This window comes from Pseudoalteromonas sp. McH1-42 (assembly GCF_022347845.1).
GTDB classification, from domain to species: Bacteria; Pseudomonadota; Gammaproteobacteria; order Enterobacterales; family Alteromonadaceae; genus Pseudoalteromonas; species Pseudoalteromonas rubra_D.
Window position 1 is genome coordinate 33,825 of sequence record NZ_JAKRFU010000030.1, and the last position, 19,525, is coordinate 53,349.

Below are 19,525 nucleotides of genomic sequence, written 5' to 3' on the forward strand. Positions count from 1 at the left end.
CATTCAATACATTTGATGTTGCTCAAGCCTTTGCTTTATAAGATATTTTGTTCACTGTTAAGGTTGTTATACTATCGCTTATAAGGCGAATATTAACCTAAATCTTACTAGTCGCTGTCTGTTTCACTGGCAGTCAATTTCAAGAGAGGGAGACGTACATGAACAAAGATACCATTATTATCGGTGCAGGATTTACCGGCTTAGCGGCGGCAGCCGAGCTACAGAAAAACCAGCAAGATTTTGCGATTCTCGAGGCAAGTAATCGGCTCGGCGGACGAAACTTCAGTTTCAAAATCACGCAGCACCTTGATACTCCCGGCGTGGAATATGAACACGGCTCTCAATATATCGGTGAGTCGCAGGAGCCTTTATGGTCTGTGGTTAAAGGGGAACCGTTTTATACCTGGCTGAAAACACACTATCCTGATTATGTACATCCGGATACACCTGACACAGAGTACAATGAGGATACGTTACCTCCCTATATTGTAGACAACTTTGCTGAGAGACTTGATTTTCCAGAGCAAGTGTTAATTCTCAGAGATGAGAACAACGAGCCAAAGCGGTTCCCGTTCAATAAGTTCCAGACGCCATATTGTATTACCGGGTTACCCAGCGGTATCGGCAAACGCAGTGTTGCCGCGATAGGCCTGGTGTCACTTGATATCCTGTATATTGAATCATGTATCAACGTGGACCAGCCCTGGGCGTCAGACTTCAAGGGGTTATATACTGCTAAACAATTAGACTCCATTACACTCGAGCAATGGCTGAATGAAAAACCACGCCGTGGTTATATGACACCAACGGCGCTTGATTCCATAACCATCGCGGCTCAGGCCCTGTTATCAGTTAATCCAAGCGAAATATCAGCGTTATATTTCTTCTGGTATTGTGCGTGTAACGGCGGATTTTTCAATGAAGTTAACGATGCGAAAAACGGCCCCCAGCAATACTGGTTGCGATGTGGATTCGGAAAAGTCCTGGAATTTATGAGCAAAGATTTCAAGGATAGCATTCACTATGAGCAGGTGATTGAATCTGTTTCGGTGGATGAGCAGGCTGAATTTCCGGTTTGTTTGACCCTGTCTGATGGAGTCGTCCATCGCGCGAAAAAGCTTATTGTGGCTGTATCACCTCATACAGCAAACAAAATTCAGTGGCCAGCAGATTTAGACGAGTCCTACAAAGTACTCATGAATCAAAAGATGGGCAGAACTTTGAAGGCACAAGTATTCTATGAGACCAGTTGGTGGAATGACATAGATGGTACCGGGTGGCAGGGCTACTCAGGTGGTGCGTCATATCCGGTTTTGTGGACCATGGACAATACAGCCTGTGATGCGAATGGTCAGCCAAGACCTTGTCTAATGACCTTTACCATTGGCGATCAAATTACTGAGCTGGAAGCGTCAATCGCTAAATCTGGCAGTGACCCGGACGAGGCGTTAAAGCACTTTTTGACTAAACACATTAGTTATCTGTTCACCGGTGAATATGATTATGAACCCGCAATGGAACCCATTGCCATCACGGCTAATCTGTGGGCCAAACAAACAGACAAAAGTGGTTTTGAAAAAGGCGCATTTATAGGAGGCGGACCAAATACGGTATTCGCGCCTGGCGTCCTGACTGAGCCTGTGCAAGATGGCAAGTCGGCGATGGCTTTAGCAAATACGCCATGGCGAGACCTTATCTATTTTACCTCGTCTGAGGTAGCACGTAACCTGCACCCAGAAACGCCGAATGCTATGGCGTTTATAAACCCTAAAGACGTTGATAAAGACTCGCAAGGGAAGTCTGAAAAGGCAGGTAATCAGAGCCCGAAAACGACCCTCGCTGTTATGTCCAGCCAGCCTGAAAAAGCTGGGATAGTACCCATTTCACAGTACTCAGATAATCGACTCGACCTGGGTTATATGAACGGTGGCTTGTATGCAGGCCAATATGCGGCACAGCAGCGGATCCAGGGCGCCGGGTTTGAAGTACCACAGCCTGACCCTATGTCTTCTTACAGCAAAAGCTGGAATGAAGTGAAAACACTCGCTTACGTATTTGTCCGAGGTATTGAGGCGTTCTTAGAGTTGGGGACTGCTTTGCATGTCATTTCCGACAGCCAGATTGACAGTTTGATATCAGCCATACTCGGTGATGAAACCAGGCAATGTGAGCTCAAGGGCGGCATTGGCACCCAGCTGAAGTTACGGGCAGCACAGTTGTTTAACAGCAATGATGAGATAGCTGTTGATGTGTTGGCTGAAGTGGCTCGCGTATCGCCGCAGGCGTATCAGGCTATTCTGGATGGATTCACCAGCGACGATCCGCGCCAGGTTGATTTCCTGAAGCGTTTATTTGGACAAAACCGCGAGTCGTAACCTTGTCAGTGTTTTCCAAACAAACAGTAAACTACCCATCCCGTATTGGCGATTATGTCATTCGAGGCATATTAGGCCGAGGCGGGATGGGGGTGGTATATGAAGCCTGGGATGAGGCAAACAATCGATTTGTTGCCTTGAAAACCATCCAGGGCACTGAGCCTGTGTCGCTTTATCGGTTCAAGCTGGAGTATCGACAAGTCGCGCAGATAGCACATCCAAACTTAGTGGGGCTGTTTGGCCTCACCTTTATAGAAGGGGCGTGTTATATCGTTATGGAGCTGATCAGAGGCTCCTTGCTCAGCCATTTTGTCGCGCAAAGTCACAGCGATACAATGCTCGACACCATAGTGGCCACGCGTACTTTGTCTGCGACTGACTCACCAATACCCAGTGCACCTGCGAGACAGGACTATATTGCGCCACTCAGGCTCGATGTGTTGAGTCTTGCCCATCAACTTGCCAGAGCTATATGTGCCTTGCATGGTGGGGGTGTACTGCACTTAGATATTAAGCCAAACAACATTATTCTCACCTCAGGTGGTGAGCTGAAACTGCTTGATTTCGGTGTTTCCCAGTTGAAAACCGCGCAACGGGGCCACACACCGCTGCAACAGTTGGGGACGCCAAAGTACATGGCACCTGAGTGTTTATCAGAGCAAGTACAGACAGCGGCAAGTGACTGGTATAGCTTTGCGGTGGTGATACTTGAACTGGTGACAGGGCGGAGCGCCAAAGAGCTGGTTATCTTACCAGATGACAAAGGAATGTTTGAGAAGCAGGTTTCTACGATCCTGCATCAACACCTGCATAAGGCGTTGATTGCTATCCTCGCCAGAGCTTTATCACCCGATCCGCACGACCGACCGACAGGAAAAGAGGTACTGGCGGCGTTTGATGCCAATGATGCCTTTTTAGCAACGACGGATGTATCCGATGAGACCAGAGTTTTTGTAGGCCGTGAAAAAGACCTGGAGATGCTGAATGAGGCGTTTTGTACACACACCGGAGGGCAGCACCAGCTAATATGCGTGGAGGGATCTCCAGGTATAGGAAAAACGAGCCTGGTAGAGCAGTTTCTAAATTCATTAGACAACGTTGTGGTATTGCGAGGGCGATGTCATGAGCGAGAAACAGTGCCATTCAAAGCGTTGGACATGTTGATTGATGATTTTGCGCAATACCTGAGTGCAGTCCCTCCTCAGATACGGTGCAGATATATTGTCGATGGTTTTCAGTATTTGGCGATTTTATTTCCTGTGCTGCGTGGATTTGTTTCGCATGAAAAGTGTGATCCCAATATGGATGCGATGCATTGTCGTGCGCTGGCAATGAAAGCACTGGCAAATAGCTTGTCCTTGTTGGTGAATAAGCAGCAAGTCATTTTGTTCCTGGATGATATTCAATGGGGTGATGAAGATAGTGCACAATTGCTGGTCAGCTTTTTAGAGTATTTACCTGAAAAGTGTCCGTTTATTATTCTGAGCAAGCGTACCGAAGTTTCAGAAGAGAATCGATTTGCTGCTGTGCTTGAACGGTTTCAACACGCATCAGATTGCCCTGTCACATTCGAGAGCATTACGGTAAATCCACTAACACCAATCCAAAGTACTGAAATGCTGGAGGCTTTACTTGAGGATAGTCAGGCTGCTAAGTCTGAAAGTGCGCATGATATTGTGCGAATCAGTAGAGGTGTCCCTTTTTTAATGGAGCAGTTACTTCATTTTGGCCTGCAATCTGACATGGATGAGATAGATGGCCATGCGATCATACAGCTGCGACTCAATGAGTTGTCTCCCGAGTCGAGAGAAATCCTAAGTTTCGTTGCCATTGCGGGCCAACCTGTAAAGGCAGATACGATCCTCTCCATTGTAGGTGATATCCATATTGATGATTTTACCTTTACCTGTTTGCGCGCTCAGCGACTTTTAGTCGTGCAAGCTGGAGGCCATGTGCAGTGCTTCCACGATCAAATTCGAGAATCAATATTGTCGATCGAGTGTAGTGCGCTTTTGAGGGTCAGAGCAGGCAAATTGGCTGCGGCATTAGCTGAAGATTGTAAATCGGATAATGCGTTTTTGGGACAACTGTTTTACCAGTCTGGCCAAACACAACGCGCTATTGATTGCACGATACATGCTGCCGACGAAGCTGAACTGGCGTTGGCTTTTGGTCGGGAGGCAGACATCTGTCATCAGGTGATTTCCTGGTTGCCAGATAGCAGGCAGGCAGAAGCGTATGGGTTAACTGAGCGAAGAGCCATCGCTTTATCCAGGGGCGGCTATGGGGTTCAGGCTGCAGAACTTTTTGCTGAACTGGCAAAAACAGACGGTCTCTGCGACTCAGAACGGGCCCGATTAAATGGCATGGCCGCCAGTCAGTTTATGTATGGTGGTCACATTGAAAAGGGTGAAGATCTCTTCAAACCGCTATTAAAAAAATGGCGATTACCTTATCCGGGTTCGACAAAAACAGCGATGCTTCGGATAATCTGGAGTATCGTGGTACTTGAAGTTAGGCGCAGGTGGCTTAAAAAGGAGAAATTAAGCGCTGAAGTCTCAGATCCGAAAATAGAGCTGGTCTTTTCTGTGGCGAACTCTTTAAGCAACTGGGATCCTATCAGGGGATTGTACTTTTCATTACTGAGCTTGCGTTTGGCCATTAATAAAAAGGATTTGAAACGGACGGTTCAAGGGTTAAATATCTACGCATTTGCCCTGTCTTATGGCGGTACGGCAAGACATAAGAAGATTAGTTCGCGGATCTTCGAGCAGGCCAGTCAGTTGGGAGAGAGCCTCACAGAACCCGAGTATAAAATGCACCGAACTCTCCTAGAGGGAGTGTCTCTTTCAATCCAGAGTGAATACCAGGCAAGTATCGAAATGATAATGCATGCCGAGGAGCAGTTTTCTACCAAAATTTTCGATGCGCAGAACAACGCTGTGATAGCGCGAACAACGGCGACACATATTTTTTGGTTAATGGGTCGTGTACACAAGATCGGTGAGTTGGTGCCACAATGGATCCTGGATGCAAAATCTCGGGGAGACCATTTCTCTTTGGTTGAGCTGAATATGTTTATGGGTGTTTATCATGCCGCTAATGGTGAGATGGAGCAAGGCAGGGGTATTATCAATGACGCGATAGCGTCATGGCCGCTTGCCGAGTTTACCTATCAGCATTGGGTTGCATCGAAAGCCTTAATTCAAATTGGTCTGATGACGGGGAACATCGAGGATACATGGGTGAAATTGCGTGAAGATCTTCGTCAGGCAAAGCGTGCCGGCTTATTTGGCTCGATTTCTGTCAGGACGGACTACTTGTTCTTGCATGGCAGAGTGGCACTTGCTCGCGCACAACACGACCCGTCGATGGCATCCAAAATGCTTAAAGTTGCGGAACAGGATGCAAAGGGCCTGCTGAAAGAGATAGCACATTCAGCAAGAGGATATGGATACTGTTTACGTGCCGGGATTGCACGGATCAAAGGAGCGGAAAAAGCGTCTCTTGATGCGCTGGCCAGTGCAGAAAACCATTTTGCGAAAGCGCAAATGGAGCTACATCAGTTAATGATGAAGCGCTGTGCGGTACAGAAACTGAGTAATAAGCGGACTATTGAGATAAATGAATATATTTCTGGTTTGGGTATAAAAGATCCCGCGCTATATCAGCGGATATTTTATCCAGAGTAGACGTTTGAATTTTTCAACAGTTTGGTTTTTTCTTTGCGAAGCGGCTCACATAGATGGGCCGCTTTTTATTGGGGATTGCATACCGGTGTTACCGAACAAACGCTGATAACAGCGTCTTGCATACTCATCTGTCATGCCGGAAAGATAGTCAGCCAGTACACGCATTTGCGCTCTTTCATCGGAGGCTTGAGTGAAATGCGCCTGGGTTGTATAGGGCAGTAATCGCAACGGATCGCTCTGGAATGCACCAAATAAATCAATCAACATGTTTTGGCCGCTGAATTCAATTTGTTGCATTTTGGGGTCGCGTATAAGGCGAGAAAACACAAAGTGTTTGAGTACTCCCAGAATAGCTTCAAATTCGTCTGAGAGCTTCACTGTATGACGCAGCAGCGGATCGCTGAATTCAGTATCCTGAATAGTCAGTTCGCAGTTGACGATAAACAAATTCACCAGCTCGCCAATCACATCTTTGCGTAGCGATTCATCGTGCGAGAACAGTCGTTCACTGATGCTGTCGAGATGCTCATCCAGCCATGGGGAATTGATTTTTTGCAACTCAGGCAGGGCGTATCGTTGCCACTCTCGCTCGCTCAGGGTCTCGGTGGCAATTGCATCTTCCAGATCATGCACCGCATAGGCGAAATCATCGGCGTATTCCATGATGGCGCTATCGAGCGATTTGAAGCGAGTCTTGGCTTTAAATTCATTGACTGGTACATGGCTTTGCAGCAAAGTTCGATCGTCTTCATTGAAGGGTAAGAGGATCCAATCCAGTACGTCTTTGTCACACTGATAAATGCCTTTGGCTGGTAGCCATTGTTGGGCATAGATAAAGCGTTGACTGGGATCGGGCTGTGGCATGCTAAGACATAGCTCATCGATCACTGCCGGATATTTTATAAACCCGAGTAAAGTTCGGCGGGTCAGATTCATACCATACCCTTTGGAGTAGGGCTCTAATTTAGTCACAATCCGTAGAGTTTGTGCATTGCCTTCAAAGCCGCCATGATCGCGCAATAGATAATTCAGCGCGATTTCTCCGCCGTGACCAAAAGGTGGGTGGCCAATATCATGTGCAAGGCAGATGGTTTCCATCAGGCTGGAGGAGGGAAGCCAGGCAAACTCGGGGTGCTGATTTCTGAGATGGCGAAGCAATCCTGTACCTATCTGAGAAACTTCGAGTGAGTGAGTCAGGCGGGTGCGGTAAAAGTCATTGACGCCGATACTCATAATCTGTGTTTTTGACTGCAGGCGCCTGAATGCCGCGGCATGAATGATCCGGGAGCGATCTGTCTGCCAGGCTGAGCGGTTGTCATTAGGGCGGTATTTTTTCTGATCCAGCTGTCTTTGTTGCCAGGGTGACTGACTCATAGGTGTCCTTTATTCAATGCGCTACTGTGCTCAGTATATCCACTGAACATGTCGGGATAAAAGAAAAAGTAATCAAAGCACTAGGTGAGTTTGTGTCCACCAGGTAGTGGTGGCCACGATAAAATGCAGAAATTCGCGTTTAGTGGTAAATTTTGGTATCATTGTTCGCTAATTTGAAAATGAAAGAGCAAAGTACAGCAGGGATATTCTGTTAGGGATTTTCAGAAAACCTGCGTAGTCATGCCTATATCATAGTGTTTTTTCGACACTTTGAGTTGGTAGTTGGTACTAGTGTGAGGAGAATCATGCGTTTACTAGTGAAGTTTATTATTGCCGCGATTTCAATATTCGCGATTTTGTATCCATTTATTGTCAAACCCCCAGCCCCCCCACAGCCTGAGCCCGAGCCGGAAGTCGTTGTGACTGAGCCGCAGGTTAAGGAAGTGGAACAGCCATTACATTCGGTGAAGCTACCAGAGTTTGGGAAAATCCGTGATATTGCCACCAAGAAGAAACAGTTCTTCGATTTTATTAAGCCTCATGTTGAAGCGGAGAATGAGCTGATCTTGCAACAACGTGCAAGCATAGAAATTGCGTTGATGATGCTGCAGTTTGAAGAGCCGCTCAGTGACATTCAGCAGCAAAGGATTGATCAGGTGTTTGAACTCTACAGAATAGAAGATGACACCATTTCCATAGAGAACCTTAAACGGGCGTTAACGCGGGTGGATATTATCCCTAAAGAGCTGGCGCTAATGCAGGCGGCTAATGAGTCTGCCTGGGGCACGTCACGATTTGCACGTATTGGGCTAAACTTTTTTGGTCAGTGGTGTTATCGAAAAGGGTGCGGCATGATCCCAAAACGCCGTAGTGACGAAGCCGTACACGAAGTGGCTGCGTTCCAGTCGGTTCGGGCATCGGTCAAATCTTATTTCAGAAATATCAATACGCACGATGCGTATAAGGAACTGAGGGCCACTCGTGCTCAGCTACGCGAGCAAAAAAAGCCGATAGAAGCAACGGCATTGACCGCAGGACTCTTGTCATATTCAGAGCGGGGCGTGCATTATATTGAAGAACTTAACGATATGATAAGACACAACAAGGCTTATTTTGATGAAGAGTAATTTACTGGCACTGCTGCTGGGACTGGCAAGTGTTGCCACTGACGTACAGGCACAAGAAGAGTTTGTGGTTTCGTATGATGGGTTTTATGACCGCCTCAAGGTGATTGAAAAGGGTGAGTTTGAATTTGCCCGGGTAAATTTTTATCTGGTAGACATTGCGACTTTGGCCCCGTGCGGGATCAAGGCAGGAAAAATTGTCACTGAAACCAGTGAACAGCCGCTCAACTATACGCAAGAAGCACAATTGTTGCTGCCCTTTAGTGAAAAACTCGATAAAGATAAAGCGGTTATTGTTGTTGAACCATTGGATCCACAACATGACTGTCAGATTAAATTTCAGATTGAGTCCGCGTACTTCACGAATACGCATCTGACCAAGCAGCGCTTATATCAGTTGCATCATGAGTTTGACGAGCTACTGTCTGACTTGTCAGGCTTTTTTGTCAGCAAGCTAATGGGCTTTTTGTTACCTGAGCAACAGGGCGTGAAGGTAACATTTGCCAGTGAGCCAAACTTGTCGGCACCCGGCGTGACCTGTGAAAAGCAGGTTTGTCAGTTCAAGGTAACCGATGACTGGGAAAATGATACTGCGCGCTTTAACACGCTAAGTGAAGTCGTGACGGTGACTCCCTGGATTGAAAAGTAGCTTGTAGGTTATCTGAATCGTTAGTCGAAATGGCACTTATACAAAAAAGGCTTCGCACTGCGAAGCCTTTTTCTTTCTCAGCCTGCTGTTTAGCGCAGCGCCTGAATACGTTGCTCCAGTGGTGGGTGAGAAGCAAACATCTCCGACAAACTCTTACCTGAGGCGATACCAAAGGCCATCATAGAACCTTCAAGTTGTGACTCATGGTTGTTGCGCAAACGTTCCAGTGCCGCACGCATTTTGTGTGCGCCGACCAGTTCTGCCGCGCCTTTGTCAGCAGCAAACTCTCGCTGACGGCTGAAGTAGGCAACGATCACTGATGCCAAAATACCGAACAGGATCTGGAAAATCATATCAAAAATGATGTAAGTCCAGCTTACGCCATTGTTTTCCTCGTCGCCATTGAGAAAGCCATCCACTAAGTTCGCCAGCACTTTGGCGATGAAAATCACAAAGGTATTCACGACACCCTGGATTAGGGTCAGCGTGACCATATCACCGTTAGCAACGTGGCATACTTCATGAGCCAGCACTGCTTCAGCTTCATCCTGAGTCATGTTGTGAAGTAGTCCAGTACTAACCGCTACCAGACTGTTGTTTTTACTAGGACCTGTTGCGAACGCATTGATTTCAGGGCTGTCGTAAATGGCAACTTCAGGCATTGCAATACCTGCTTGCTTTGCCTGATTGGCAACGGTTTGCACCAGCCAGTGCTCACTTTCATTGCGCGGTTGCTCAATGACGTAGGCACCCGTTGATTTTTTGGCAATCCATTTCGACATAAACAGCGAAATGAAGGCGCCACCAAAACCGAATACACCGGCAATAAGTAACATACCGCCGTAACTGCGGTTAGACAGACCTAACGCAGACATGACGATAGACAGGACAATCCCCAGCACTAGCATGACTGCCAGGTTGGTGATCAAAAATAGCACGATTCGTTTCATCTTAACCTCAAGCTTATACTCAACTCATTGTGTGCAGCCCACTTAAACCGGGATTAGTTTTGACAGGTGGACTGTTTATACTTGCTTACTTTTACCTACAGCGCCCTGTGGGATCCATTTCCTTCAACAAGACGGTTTATCATAGATTTAGTTGCAGTATGGTCAGCTTCCAAAGCACCTTGTGTATATGATGGCATACCCCCAGTATTACAAGTCACACTTTAAAAAATTCGTGTGACAGAATTTACGTGATGCGCAATGAACTGCCTTGCGTTCAATCAGGCAATTACCCACAATAATGATTATTAGCGTCACAAAAAAGTCATTATGCAAATCGAGCACTTTGAGATCATGCAGTTTTTGTCTGCACATCCGCCATTTAATGCGCTCACCAAGCGCGCATTGCAACAGCTTGCCAGCGAGGTCGAGGTAGGGTACTACCGTGCAGGCAGCGAAATTCTGCATTACGGGGAATCCATCTCCAACCTGTATGTGGTGCGGGCTGGGTCAGTTGAGGTATACCGCCGCAATGGCGAGTTATATAACCGAATTTCTGAAGGCGGTTTGTTTGGTCAGCGAGGCTTGTTAACAAACCGCAAAGTCCGTTTTCCGGTAATGGCGTTAGAAGATACCCTGGTTTATTGCATCCCTGTGGGGTTATTTGAAGCATTTTGTGATGAGCATGAGGCCTTTGCCGACTTTTTTGAAGCGGACGATAGCGGTGGATTGATCCAGGCTGTCTCCGAGCAGGCCGACAATAATGATCTGACTACCGCCAAAGTAAAAACATTATTACTCAGAGAGTTAGTGTCGGTTGAGTTATCACGCTCAATTCGTGATGCGGCGAGGCTGATGACTGAGGAGCAAGTATCAGCACTGCTGATCTTCGACCCCAGTAAGCCTGTTAGTGACGATCCGGAAGATGATGACGGACAAATTGTGGGGATCCTGAGTGACAAAGACTTACGCATTAAAGTGGTGGCTGAGGGCTTAGATACCAACCAGCCTGTTGCCGCTATTATGACCCGTGAGCTCACAATAGTAGATTCCAATGCCTATGTGTTTGAGGCCATGATGATGATGCTCAGAGATAATCTGCATCATTTACCTGTGGTCCATAAACGCCGTCCCATTGGCGTCATAGCACTATCGGATATATTGCGTTATGAATCACAAAGTAGCTTACTGTTTGTCAAAGGAATTATGGAACAGCAAAGTGTTGAGGATCTGGCACATTATGCACAGTCGCTGGCCAGTGTCTTTGTGCGCCTGGTAAATGAAGACGCCAATTCACACATGGTTGGAACGGCAATGTCCGTGATTGGCCGCACTATAAAGCAACGGTTACTGGAACTGGCAGAGGACGAGCTGGGCACACCGCCTGTACCTTATTGTTTTATCGCGCTCGGATCGATGGCGCGTGATGAGCAGTTGATTGTCACGGATCAGGACAATGCCCTGATCCTCGATGATACTTTTGAGCCGGATAAGCATGATGGTTATTTTGCCGCGCTCGCTAAGTTTGTTTGTGATGGCCTTGCGCAATGTGGCTATAAGCTTTGCGATGGGGGCATTATGGCCACCAACCCGCAGTGGCGGTTACGGGCTAGTGAATGGCAAGCACAGTTTGAAGACTGGGTGGATAACCCGAAGCCTGAGGCGTTATTACACAGCTCGATATTTTTTGATCTCGATGGGGTCTATGGATGTACTCAATTAGCCAGCCGACTCAGTGAGCTGGTGGCTAAAAAAGCGAAAATCGCCCCTCGCTTTCTTGCCGCGATGGCAAACAATGCGCTGCGCAGAACGCCACCGCTTGGTTTTTTTAAAGACTTTGTGCTGGAACAAGATGGTGAACATAAGCACTCGCTGAACATCAAGCGACGTGGTACCGCACCTCTATCTGATCTGGTACGTGTACATGCTCTGGCTATCGGTTCGCGCAAACAGAACTCGTTTGAACGACTGGAAGACATTAAAGAAGCTCAGCTATTACCACCTGGTAAGGTGGAAGATTTAGAGGCGGCGCTGGAGTATATCGCCACGATCCGCATTCGTCACCAGGCGAGAAAAATAGAACAGGGAAAACAACCAGACAATAACATTTTGCCTAAACGACTATCTGAGTTTGAACAGCGCAATCTCAAAGAAGCCTTTGCTGTACTGGATAAAGCCCAAAGCTATCTTAAAATACGTTATCAGAACAAGGCGATACTCAAGTAATGGCGATACAAGGCGATATTTTATCCTGGCCAAACCGTTTTGCGCATTTGGCTCGGCAAAGTAATGATGAAAGGTTGCGTGCGTTTTATAACGCAGGTGTTCAGTTGCCCGACACACCAGTGTCTGAAGCGCGTTTTGTCGCGCTCGACTTCGAGACGACCGGGTTAAACCATGAAACTGATGACATAGTCAGCGTCGGCTTGGTGCCTTTTGATGCTCGCAGGGCCTATTGTCGTGACGCTAAACATTGGATCTTAAAGCCTGCAACGCCGCTGCATGAAGAGTCTGTAGTGGTGCATCAAATTACCCATTCTCAGGTTCGCGAAGCGCCGGATCTGGATACTATTCTTGAAGAATTACTGGCGAGCCTGGCAGGCAGAGTGATTGTGGTTCATTATCGACACATTGAACGTCCGTTCTTTAATCAGGCATTAATGCAGCGCCTGGGTGAAGGTATCGAATTTCCCTTGATTGATACTATGGCACTGGAGCATCGTATTGAAACCAACCGGTTAACCTGGTGGCAGCAAATTAAGCGCCAGTCTATCCCCTCAATCCGCCTCGCTGATAGCCGTAAACGTTATGGGTTACCTTACTATATTGCGCATCATGCGCTCAGCGATGCACTGGCAACCGCTGAGCTATTGCAGGCGCAATTGCAGCATCACTATACATTACAGACAGAGATCAAAACGCTATGGATGTAGTGGCTCAGTTTAGTGCTGCTGGTACTTCGTCAGCATACCTTATACCAATTTCACTTAATACCTGGTCTATTTGAAGGAGCAAATAGGACGCTAACAGCGTTAAAAATTTCTCATTTAGAACAACTAAATAGCAAAATTTGTAACTGAACATGCCATTTTGAAGTGTTGCGCTGGTGTCATATAGGATCAGGACTGAGTTTGCTCCGTGCGAAGGCCCAGGATCAGGCTCAGGCACATCAACAATAACACCAGAGTGAAAGGTAAGCCGGTCGAGATTGCACCAGCCTGCAGGGCTTCTATAGCCTCTGTACCGCCGATCCACAATAGCGCAGCAGCAATGGCACCTTCAACTGTTGCCCAGAACACGCGTTGCGGAATTGGGGCGTCAATCTTACCGCCAGCCGTAATACTGTCTATCACCAGAGAGCCCGAATCTGAAGAGGTGATAAAGAACACCAGTACCAGTACGATGGCGACAAACGACAAGACATCACCCAGTGGCAGTTGTTCAAACATTTCAAACATTGCCAGTGGTACCTGGGTCAGGCCATTTTCACCCAGTGAGCCAACGCCAGACATCACTTGGTCAATAGCGATACCACCGTATACCGACATCCATAATGTCGTCACCAGTGTTGGGATTAGCAATACGGCGATGATAAATTCACGAATAGTCCGGCCTTCAGAAACGCGGGCAATAAACATACCTACAAACGGAGACCAGGAGATCCACCAGGCCCAGTAAAATACCGTCCAGCCTTGATACCAGGCTTCATCTTCACGTCCGTGCGGATTACTCAGCGGAATGATATTCTCTGCATAAGCCATTATAGTGGTCGGGATGTTACCCAGTGCAACAGCAAACCCAGCGAGCATAACAAACAGCAATAAGGCAAAGGCAAGCAGCATATTGGTATTACTGAGTACTTTGACACCTCCTTCAATGCCCCGCACGACCGAAATGATAGCCAGCAAAGTGACGCCGGCGATGACAGTGATTTGCAAGCCCAGGCCGGCCTCTATCCCGAATACGTGCTGGATCCCGGCGCTTGCCTGCTGCGCGCCCAAACCGAGCGATGTTGCCAGACCAAACAAAGTCGCCAGCACCGCCAGAATGTCTATCACATGACCCGGCCATCCCCAGGCTCTGTCGCCTAGCAGCGGATAGAATATAGAGCGAATAGACAGCGGGAGACCCTTGTTATAGGCGAAGAAGGCTAACGAGAGTGCCACAACGGCATAGATAGCCCAGGGGTGTAAGCCCCAATGGTACATAGTCGCGCCCATGGCAAGCTCTGCCGCTTCGGGTGTGTTTGCGGCCACATTGAGTGGGGTTTTAAACCAGCCTGTGTAATAGGCCACCGGCTCGGCAACACCCCAGAACATTAGCCCTATCCCCATACCAGCAGCGAACAGCATAGCAAGCCAGGAAAGGGTGGTGTACTGCGGTTTGGCTGAGTCGCCACCAAGGCGGATTTTACCGTAGGGAGAGAGCACCAGCGCAAGACAAAACAGCACAAAAAAGTTGCCCGACCACATAAAAACGGCATCGAATGCGCCGATAATTTTCCACTTCAGGCCGTCTAATGTTGCCTTTGCTGACTCAGCATCGCTTACCAGGATTGCAATAAGGAATAATAAGATCAGGCCGGCACTGACGCCAAAAACCGGGTTATGAACATCAAATCCCCATTTTTGGACGTTGTCCTGGCCCACTGTGTAGTCAGTATTATCAATACTGTACTTGTCGTGATTGTCTGCCATTGTTACCTCATGGTTGAGAAGTGAAATGGCAAGGTAGTAACACCTGGCTTTGATGCGAACTGCATGCGATGGGCTTATGTTAGTTACAGCGGTAATGGATGCCTATCGCTTGCCACTACAATCGCCTTTTTAGTATCAAAAAAGCCGTTTCGATGTAATTAAGATAAACCAACCAAAACGAGGTCCTCTGGCCACCTTGCCAAGAAAGATCTTCGTCTATTAGTGTAAGCGCTAGAATATAAAAGTAAACGAATGCGCGCTTAACTGAATAAAATCACACCAATGTGAGTGAAAAAGATAAAAAAAATCCCTCTTGCGAGGGATTTTGGGTAACTCAGCGCCTTTGGCACTGGGAATGAGGTCGGTACATGTTTGGTGTTTGCGTGTCAGACTGTGTTTGTTTAGCTGGCAAACTGCATCTCAGGAATGTCGCCATTCACAATAAGCTTACCGGCCGTTTTGCTGATAATTTCGTCTACACTAACACCCGGTGCGCGCTCTAGCAAATGAAACGCACCGTCTTTCACTTCAAGCACCGCTAAGTCTGTGACGATTTTCTTCACACAGTTAACGCCCGTAAGCGGCAGAGTACAAGACTCCAGTAACTTTGAATCGCCGTGCTTGCTGGCATGAGTCATGGTGACAACAATATTCTGTGCACCTGCAACTAAGTCCATTGCGCCACCCATGCCTTTGATTAATTTCTTCGGGATCATCCACGAGGCAATATTGCCGTTCTGATCCACTTCAAATGCACCCAGTACCGTCAAGTCTACATGACCACCGCGGATCATGGCAAAGCTTTCGGCGCTATTAAAAATAGCCGCACCTGTGGCTGCTGTCACGGTTTCTTTACCCGCATTGATCATATCTGCGTCAACCTGGTCCTCTGTTGGGTAAGGACCCATACCCAAAAGACCGTTTTCTGATTGCAGCATCACTTCGATACCCTGAGGTACGTAGTTAGCAACCAGGGTAGGGATGCCAATGCCCAGATTCACGTAGTATCCGTCCTGAAGCTCCTGCGCCACGCGCATTGCAATTTGTTCACGAGTTAAAGCCATGGTGATCTCCTTACTTACGGGTTGTGACACGTTCGATGCGTTTTTCAAAGCTACCCTGAATCACGCGATTAACATAGATCCCCGGTGTGTGGATCTCACTCGGCGCCAGCTCGCCCGGCTCTACGATTTCTTCCACCTCGGCAACGGTAATTTTACCTGCTGTTGCGGCCATAGGGTTAAAGTTCATCGCGGTGTGGCGGAATACCAGATTACCGTAGCGATCTGCTTTCCACGCTTTCACGATAGCAAATTCACCGGTAATGGACTCTTCCAGGATGTAAGGGCGGCCATCAAACTCTTTAACTTCTTTACCCTCGGCAATCGGTGTACCGTAACCCGTTGCGGTGTAAAAACCTGGGATACCTGCACCACCGGCACGCATCTTCTCTGCTAGCGTGCCCTGAGGCGTCAATTCAACGTCGATAATACCGTCTAATAGCTGTTGCTCAAACAGGGCATTTTCGCCCACATAAGAGGCGATGATTTTTTTGATCTGACGGTCGTGTAGCAAAATGCCCAGACCAAAGTCGTCTACGCCGCAGTTATTAGATACGACAGTCAGTTCTTTAGTTTGTTTGCGTTTAATTTCAGCAATCAAGCCCTCAGGAATACCACATAATCCAAAGCCACCGGCAATAATGGTATCGCCGTCTTTGAGGCCCTCCATTGCTGCTTCATAGCTTGAAACTACTTTATCGAAACCGGCCATTAGCCCACTCCTAGTTGTTCGTTGTTCTCGGTTGTTATGACTGACAGCTGTTTTTCAACGCCAGTGACACCTTGCTTACTGGTGCTTTATCAAGCGCCTCACAAATCTGCCAGCCTGCTTTTGCCAGTCTTTCTAAATCAATTCCACTATCAATGCCAAGTCCTTGCAGCAAGTAAACAACATCCTCAGTGGCAACATTTCCTGACGCGCCCTTAGCATAGGGACAACCACCCAAGCCGGCGACGGCCGAATCTATGGTGGCAATGCCCATTTCTAGTGCCGTATGGATGTTGGCTAATGCCTGGCCATAGGTATCATGAAAGTGCACGGCAAGACGCTCAGCCGGGATGTGTGACAGCAACAGAGTGAGCAGTTGCCTGACCTGATTGGCAGTTCCCACGCCAATGGTGTCGCCCAGGCTAATCTCATAGCAGCCCAATGCCAATAATTGTTTACACACCTCGAGCACCTGTTCTGGTTCGACCTCTCCCTGATACGGGCAGCCAACCACACAGCTTACATAGCCTCTGACTTTGATGTTGTTTTTTTGCGCAAGTTCAACGACCGGGCGGAAGCGCTCGATACTTTCTTCAATCGAACAGTTGATGTTTTTTTGTGTAAAGGCCTCACTGGCCGCAGTGAAAATCGCGAATTCGTCGACCTGATTGGTAAGTGCCAGTTCCGCTCCTTTCAGGTTGGGTGTGAGAGCGCTGATCTCCACCCCTTCACGGCGCACAAACCCCTGGATCACGTCACTGGAATCTGCCATTTGTGGCACCCATTTGGGTGACACAAATGCACCAGTCTCGATGTGTTTCAAACCGGCCTCTGCTAATGCATTGACCAGCGTGATTTTGGCTTCGGTCGATACACTGGACTCATTTTGCAGACCATCACGTGCACCGACCTCGACAATTTTAACCTGAGCAGGGTAATTCGCCATTTCAGGCCTCCTCAACAATGGCGAGCATTGCGCCGTGGCTGACCAGCTCACCCTCGTCAAAGCAGTAGCTTGTCAGTGTGCCATCAAATGGCGCATTCAGGGTGTATTCCATTTTCATCGCCTCGATAACGACAACTGGATCGCCCTTGTTCACATGAGCACCAACGCTTTGCAGGTGCTTCACAACTGTACCATTGAGTGGTGCAGCCAGAGGCGCTTCCTGGTGTTCATGCTCACTGACGTAGTGCTTAGATTTAAGTGCTACATCAAACTGATAAGGACCAAACATGACAGTGATGAGATCTTCGGTGATCACCACATCAGCAAGCAGACGCTTACCATCTAGGTTGGCAACCAGGCTGTGGCCATCAAGGCGCACATCCATGGTGTGATCCAGGTCCTGATAAAAGACCTGCCACTGCTCGCCCTTGGCTTCAGCGATGACCAGGTGGTCAGTAAATGGCAAGACCTGACGGCGCGGCTGATTGAGCTTAAAGCCTGACAGTTGCCACGGTGAGGTCACTTTTTCCGCTTGTTGATGTGCCAAGTAGGCTGCACTGGCCAGGCAAACCAACAGACCATTAGGCGCCTGAGATGCCGTTAGCGTATCGGTTTGAGTATCAATAAAGTGGGTATCTGGTGCGGTAGTGCTGAATGCTGGATGACCTGCGAGGTGGTGTAGGAAGGCAATATTGCTCTTCAGACCAGCCAGATGCACTTCAGCCAGTGCGCTGCGCAATTTTAACAACGCAGTGCGACGGTCCCGGCCGTGGACAATCAGTTTTGCGATCATTGGGTCATAAAACGGGCTGATCTCGTCACCTTGCTGTACGCCGGTGTCAATACGCACGCCATCTTTCGCTACGGGGAAACCCAGGTGTGACAATACGCCTGAGCAAGGCATAAAGTTCTCCTGCGGGTCTTCGGCATAAATACGCGCTTCGAAGCTGTGCCCACTGAGGCGAATTTCATCCTGAGTCAGTGGCAGTACTTCATTGTTGGCGACACGAATTTGCCATTCAACCAAATCCTGACCAGTCACCATTTCGGTCACCGGGTGTTCCACTTGAAGTCGTGTGTTCATCTCCATAAAGAAGAACTCATCACCACATAACAAAAATTCGACAGTTCCGGCACCTCGGTAGTTAATTGCCTGAGCACAGCGAACTGCGGCTTCACCCATTTCGCGACGCAGCTCTGCGCTGAGATCCGGCGCTGGGGCTTCTTCGATAACTTTCTGATGGCGACGCTGCAATGAACAGTCGCGATCACCCAGATACACGCAGTTACCGTGGCTGTCTGCGAAAACTTGGACTTCAACATGACGCGGTTTATCAACAAATCGCTCTAACAGCACCAGATCGTTACCAAAGCTGGCTGCGGCTTCACGTTTTGCGCCTTCAAGAGAGCTAATAAACTCGCCTGTCTCACGCACCACGCGCATACCTTTACCGCCTCCACCGTAAGCGGCTTTAATCAGCACTGGGTAGCCGACTTTCTCGGCTTCCTGAGCGAGAAAATCAGTATCTTGCTGCTTGCCATAATAGCCTGGCACCAGCGGCACATTGGCCTCGGCCATAATCTCTTTGGCGCGGGTTTTTGATCCCATGGCTTCTATTGAAGAGGCCAGAGGGCCAACAAAGGCAATATTGGCCTGTTCACAGGCGTTGGCAAAGGCTTCGTTTTCAGATAAGAATCCGTAACCCGGATGAATACAGTCCGCGCCGGCGCGCTTGGCAACGTCCAGAATGCGTTCGGCCACCAGGTAAGAGTCTTTACTTGGCGCCGGACCGATGTGATAGGCCTCGTCAGCCTGTTGGACGTGCATCGCATTGGCATCGGCATCGGAGTATACGGCAACGGTGCTCAGACCCAGGCGTTTGGCGCTGCGCATGACGCGGCAGGCGATTTCGCCTCGGTTGGCTATCAGAATTTTCTTTAACATAGTGTA

General features: G+C 48.3%; 13 protein-coding genes. 6 read left to right on the plus strand and 7 right to left on the minus strand.

The features are described 5' to 3' along the window. Positions 1-158: 158 nt before the first annotated feature. Both MHN31_RS21295 and MHN31_RS21300 read left to right on the plus strand, forming a co-directional pair. Positions 159-2,375, plus strand: coding sequence for an FAD-dependent oxidoreductase (locus tag MHN31_RS21295; RefSeq protein ID WP_239445264.1), 2,217 nt, complete (start codon positions 159-161; stop codon positions 2,373-2,375). 8 nt (positions 2,376-2,383) lie between these two features. Further along, the gene (locus MHN31_RS21300; RefSeq protein WP_239445265.1) at positions 2,384-6,067 is read left to right on the plus strand and encodes a serine/threonine-protein kinase; all 3,684 of its coding nucleotides are present in this window, start codon (positions 2,384-2,386) and stop codon (positions 6,065-6,067) included. Positions 6,068-6,112: 45 nt separating this feature from the next. Here MHN31_RS21300 and MHN31_RS21305 read toward each other — a convergent pair whose 3' ends face one another. Continuing rightward, a complete protein-coding gene (locus MHN31_RS21305; protein WP_239445266.1) occupies positions 6,113-7,441 on the minus strand; it encodes an anti-phage deoxyguanosine triphosphatase in 1,329 nt (442 codons plus the stop codon). Between the two features lie 302 nt (positions 7,442-7,743). Here MHN31_RS21305 and MHN31_RS21310 point away from each other — a divergent pair, with 302 nt between their 5' ends. Together MHN31_RS21310 and MHN31_RS21315 are read left to right on the plus strand one after the other, a co-directional pair. Beyond that, a complete protein-coding gene (locus MHN31_RS21310) occupies positions 7,744-8,568 on the plus strand; it encodes a glucosaminidase domain-containing protein (protein WP_125564305.1) in 825 nt (274 codons plus the stop codon). After that, complete coding sequence (locus MHN31_RS21315; protein ID WP_138536412.1) at positions 8,558-9,214, plus strand: DUF2987 domain-containing protein; 657 nt, start codon at positions 8,558-8,560, stop codon at positions 9,212-9,214. Before MHN31_RS21310 ends, MHN31_RS21315 begins: the two co-directional genes overlap by 11 nt. Positions 9,215-9,303: 89 nt before the next feature. Here MHN31_RS21315 and htpX read toward each other — a convergent pair whose 3' ends face one another. Further along, positions 9,304-10,164: a protease HtpX gene (htpX, locus tag MHN31_RS21320; RefSeq protein ID WP_125564244.1), complete on the minus strand. Its 861-nt coding sequence runs from the start codon at positions 10,162-10,164 to the stop codon at positions 9,304-9,306. A 327-nt stretch (positions 10,165-10,491) separates the two neighbouring features. Between htpX and MHN31_RS21325 the strand changes: the two genes are divergently transcribed. Both MHN31_RS21325 and MHN31_RS21330 read left to right on the plus strand, forming a co-directional pair. Continuing rightward, entirely contained in the window at positions 10,492-12,387 is a 1,896-nt protein-coding gene (locus MHN31_RS21325) for a DUF294 nucleotidyltransferase-like domain-containing protein (protein ID WP_125564246.1), read from the plus strand. Further along, positions 12,387-13,094, plus strand: a complete 708-nt coding sequence (locus tag MHN31_RS21330; RefSeq protein WP_239445267.1) for a 3'-5' exonuclease — start codon at positions 12,387-12,389, stop codon at positions 13,092-13,094. The genes MHN31_RS21325 and MHN31_RS21330 overlap by 1 nt, the downstream gene beginning before the upstream one ends. Positions 13,095-13,280: 186 nt before the next feature. Here MHN31_RS21330 and MHN31_RS21335 read toward each other — a convergent pair whose 3' ends face one another. The 5 genes from MHN31_RS21335 to MHN31_RS21355 form a co-directional block, all read right to left on the minus strand. After that, entirely contained in the window at positions 13,281-14,858 is a 1,578-nt protein-coding gene (locus MHN31_RS21335; protein ID WP_239445268.1) for a BCCT family transporter, read from the minus strand. 401 nt (positions 14,859-15,259) lie between these two features. Continuing rightward, entirely contained in the window at positions 15,260-15,922 is a 663-nt protein-coding gene (locus MHN31_RS21340) for a CoA transferase subunit B (protein ID WP_010381523.1), read from the minus strand. Between the two features lie 10 nt (positions 15,923-15,932). Continuing rightward, positions 15,933-16,631: a CoA transferase subunit A gene (locus MHN31_RS21345; protein WP_010381521.1), complete on the minus strand. Its 699-nt coding sequence runs from the start codon at positions 16,629-16,631 to the stop codon at positions 15,933-15,935. A gap of 34 nt (positions 16,632-16,665) precedes the next feature. Beyond that, positions 16,666-17,574, minus strand: a complete 909-nt coding sequence (locus MHN31_RS21350) for a hydroxymethylglutaryl-CoA lyase (RefSeq protein ID WP_239445269.1) — start codon at positions 17,572-17,574, stop codon at positions 16,666-16,668. Position 17,575: 1 nt separating this feature from the next. Continuing rightward, on the minus strand, positions 17,576-19,519 hold the full coding sequence (locus tag MHN31_RS21355; protein WP_239445270.1) for an acetyl/propionyl/methylcrotonyl-CoA carboxylase subunit alpha: 1,944 nt from the start codon (positions 19,517-19,519) through the stop codon (positions 17,576-17,578). Positions 19,520-19,525 lie beyond the last annotated feature (6 nt).

Bases quoted from the DNA above. Each gene is read 5' to 3' on its own strand.
- MHN31_RS21330 (WP_239445267.1), top strand. From the start codon at position 12,387: ATGGCGATACAAGGCGATATTTTATCCTGGCCAAACCGTTTTGCGCAT.
- MHN31_RS21350 (WP_239445269.1), bottom strand. From the start codon at position 17,574: ATGGCGAATTACCCTGCTCAGGTTAAAATTGTCGAGGTCGGTGCACGT.
- htpX (WP_125564244.1), bottom strand. From the start codon at position 10,164: ATGAAACGAATCGTGCTATTTTTGATCACCAACCTGGCAGTCATGCTA.
- MHN31_RS21340 (WP_010381523.1), bottom strand. From the start codon at position 15,922: ATGGCTTTAACTCGTGAACAAATTGCAATGCGCGTGGCGCAGGAGCTT.
- MHN31_RS21295 (WP_239445264.1), top strand. From the start codon at position 159: ATGAACAAAGATACCATTATTATCGGTGCAGGATTTACCGGCTTAGCG.
- MHN31_RS21315 (WP_138536412.1), top strand. From the start codon at position 8,558: ATGAAGAGTAATTTACTGGCACTGCTGCTGGGACTGGCAAGTGTTGCC.
- MHN31_RS21335 (WP_239445268.1), bottom strand. From the start codon at position 14,858: ATGGCAGACAATCACGACAAGTACAGTATTGATAATACTGACTACACA.
- MHN31_RS21305 (WP_239445266.1), bottom strand. From the start codon at position 7,441: ATGAGTCAGTCACCCTGGCAACAAAGACAGCTGGATCAGAAAAAATAC.
- MHN31_RS21325 (WP_125564246.1), top strand. From the start codon at position 10,492: ATGCAAATCGAGCACTTTGAGATCATGCAGTTTTTGTCTGCACATCCG.
- MHN31_RS21345 (WP_010381521.1), bottom strand. From the start codon at position 16,631: ATGGCCGGTTTCGATAAAGTAGTTTCAAGCTATGAAGCAGCAATGGAG.
- MHN31_RS21355 (WP_239445270.1), bottom strand. From the start codon at position 19,519: ATGTTAAAGAAAATTCTGATAGCCAACCGAGGCGAAATCGCCTGCCGC.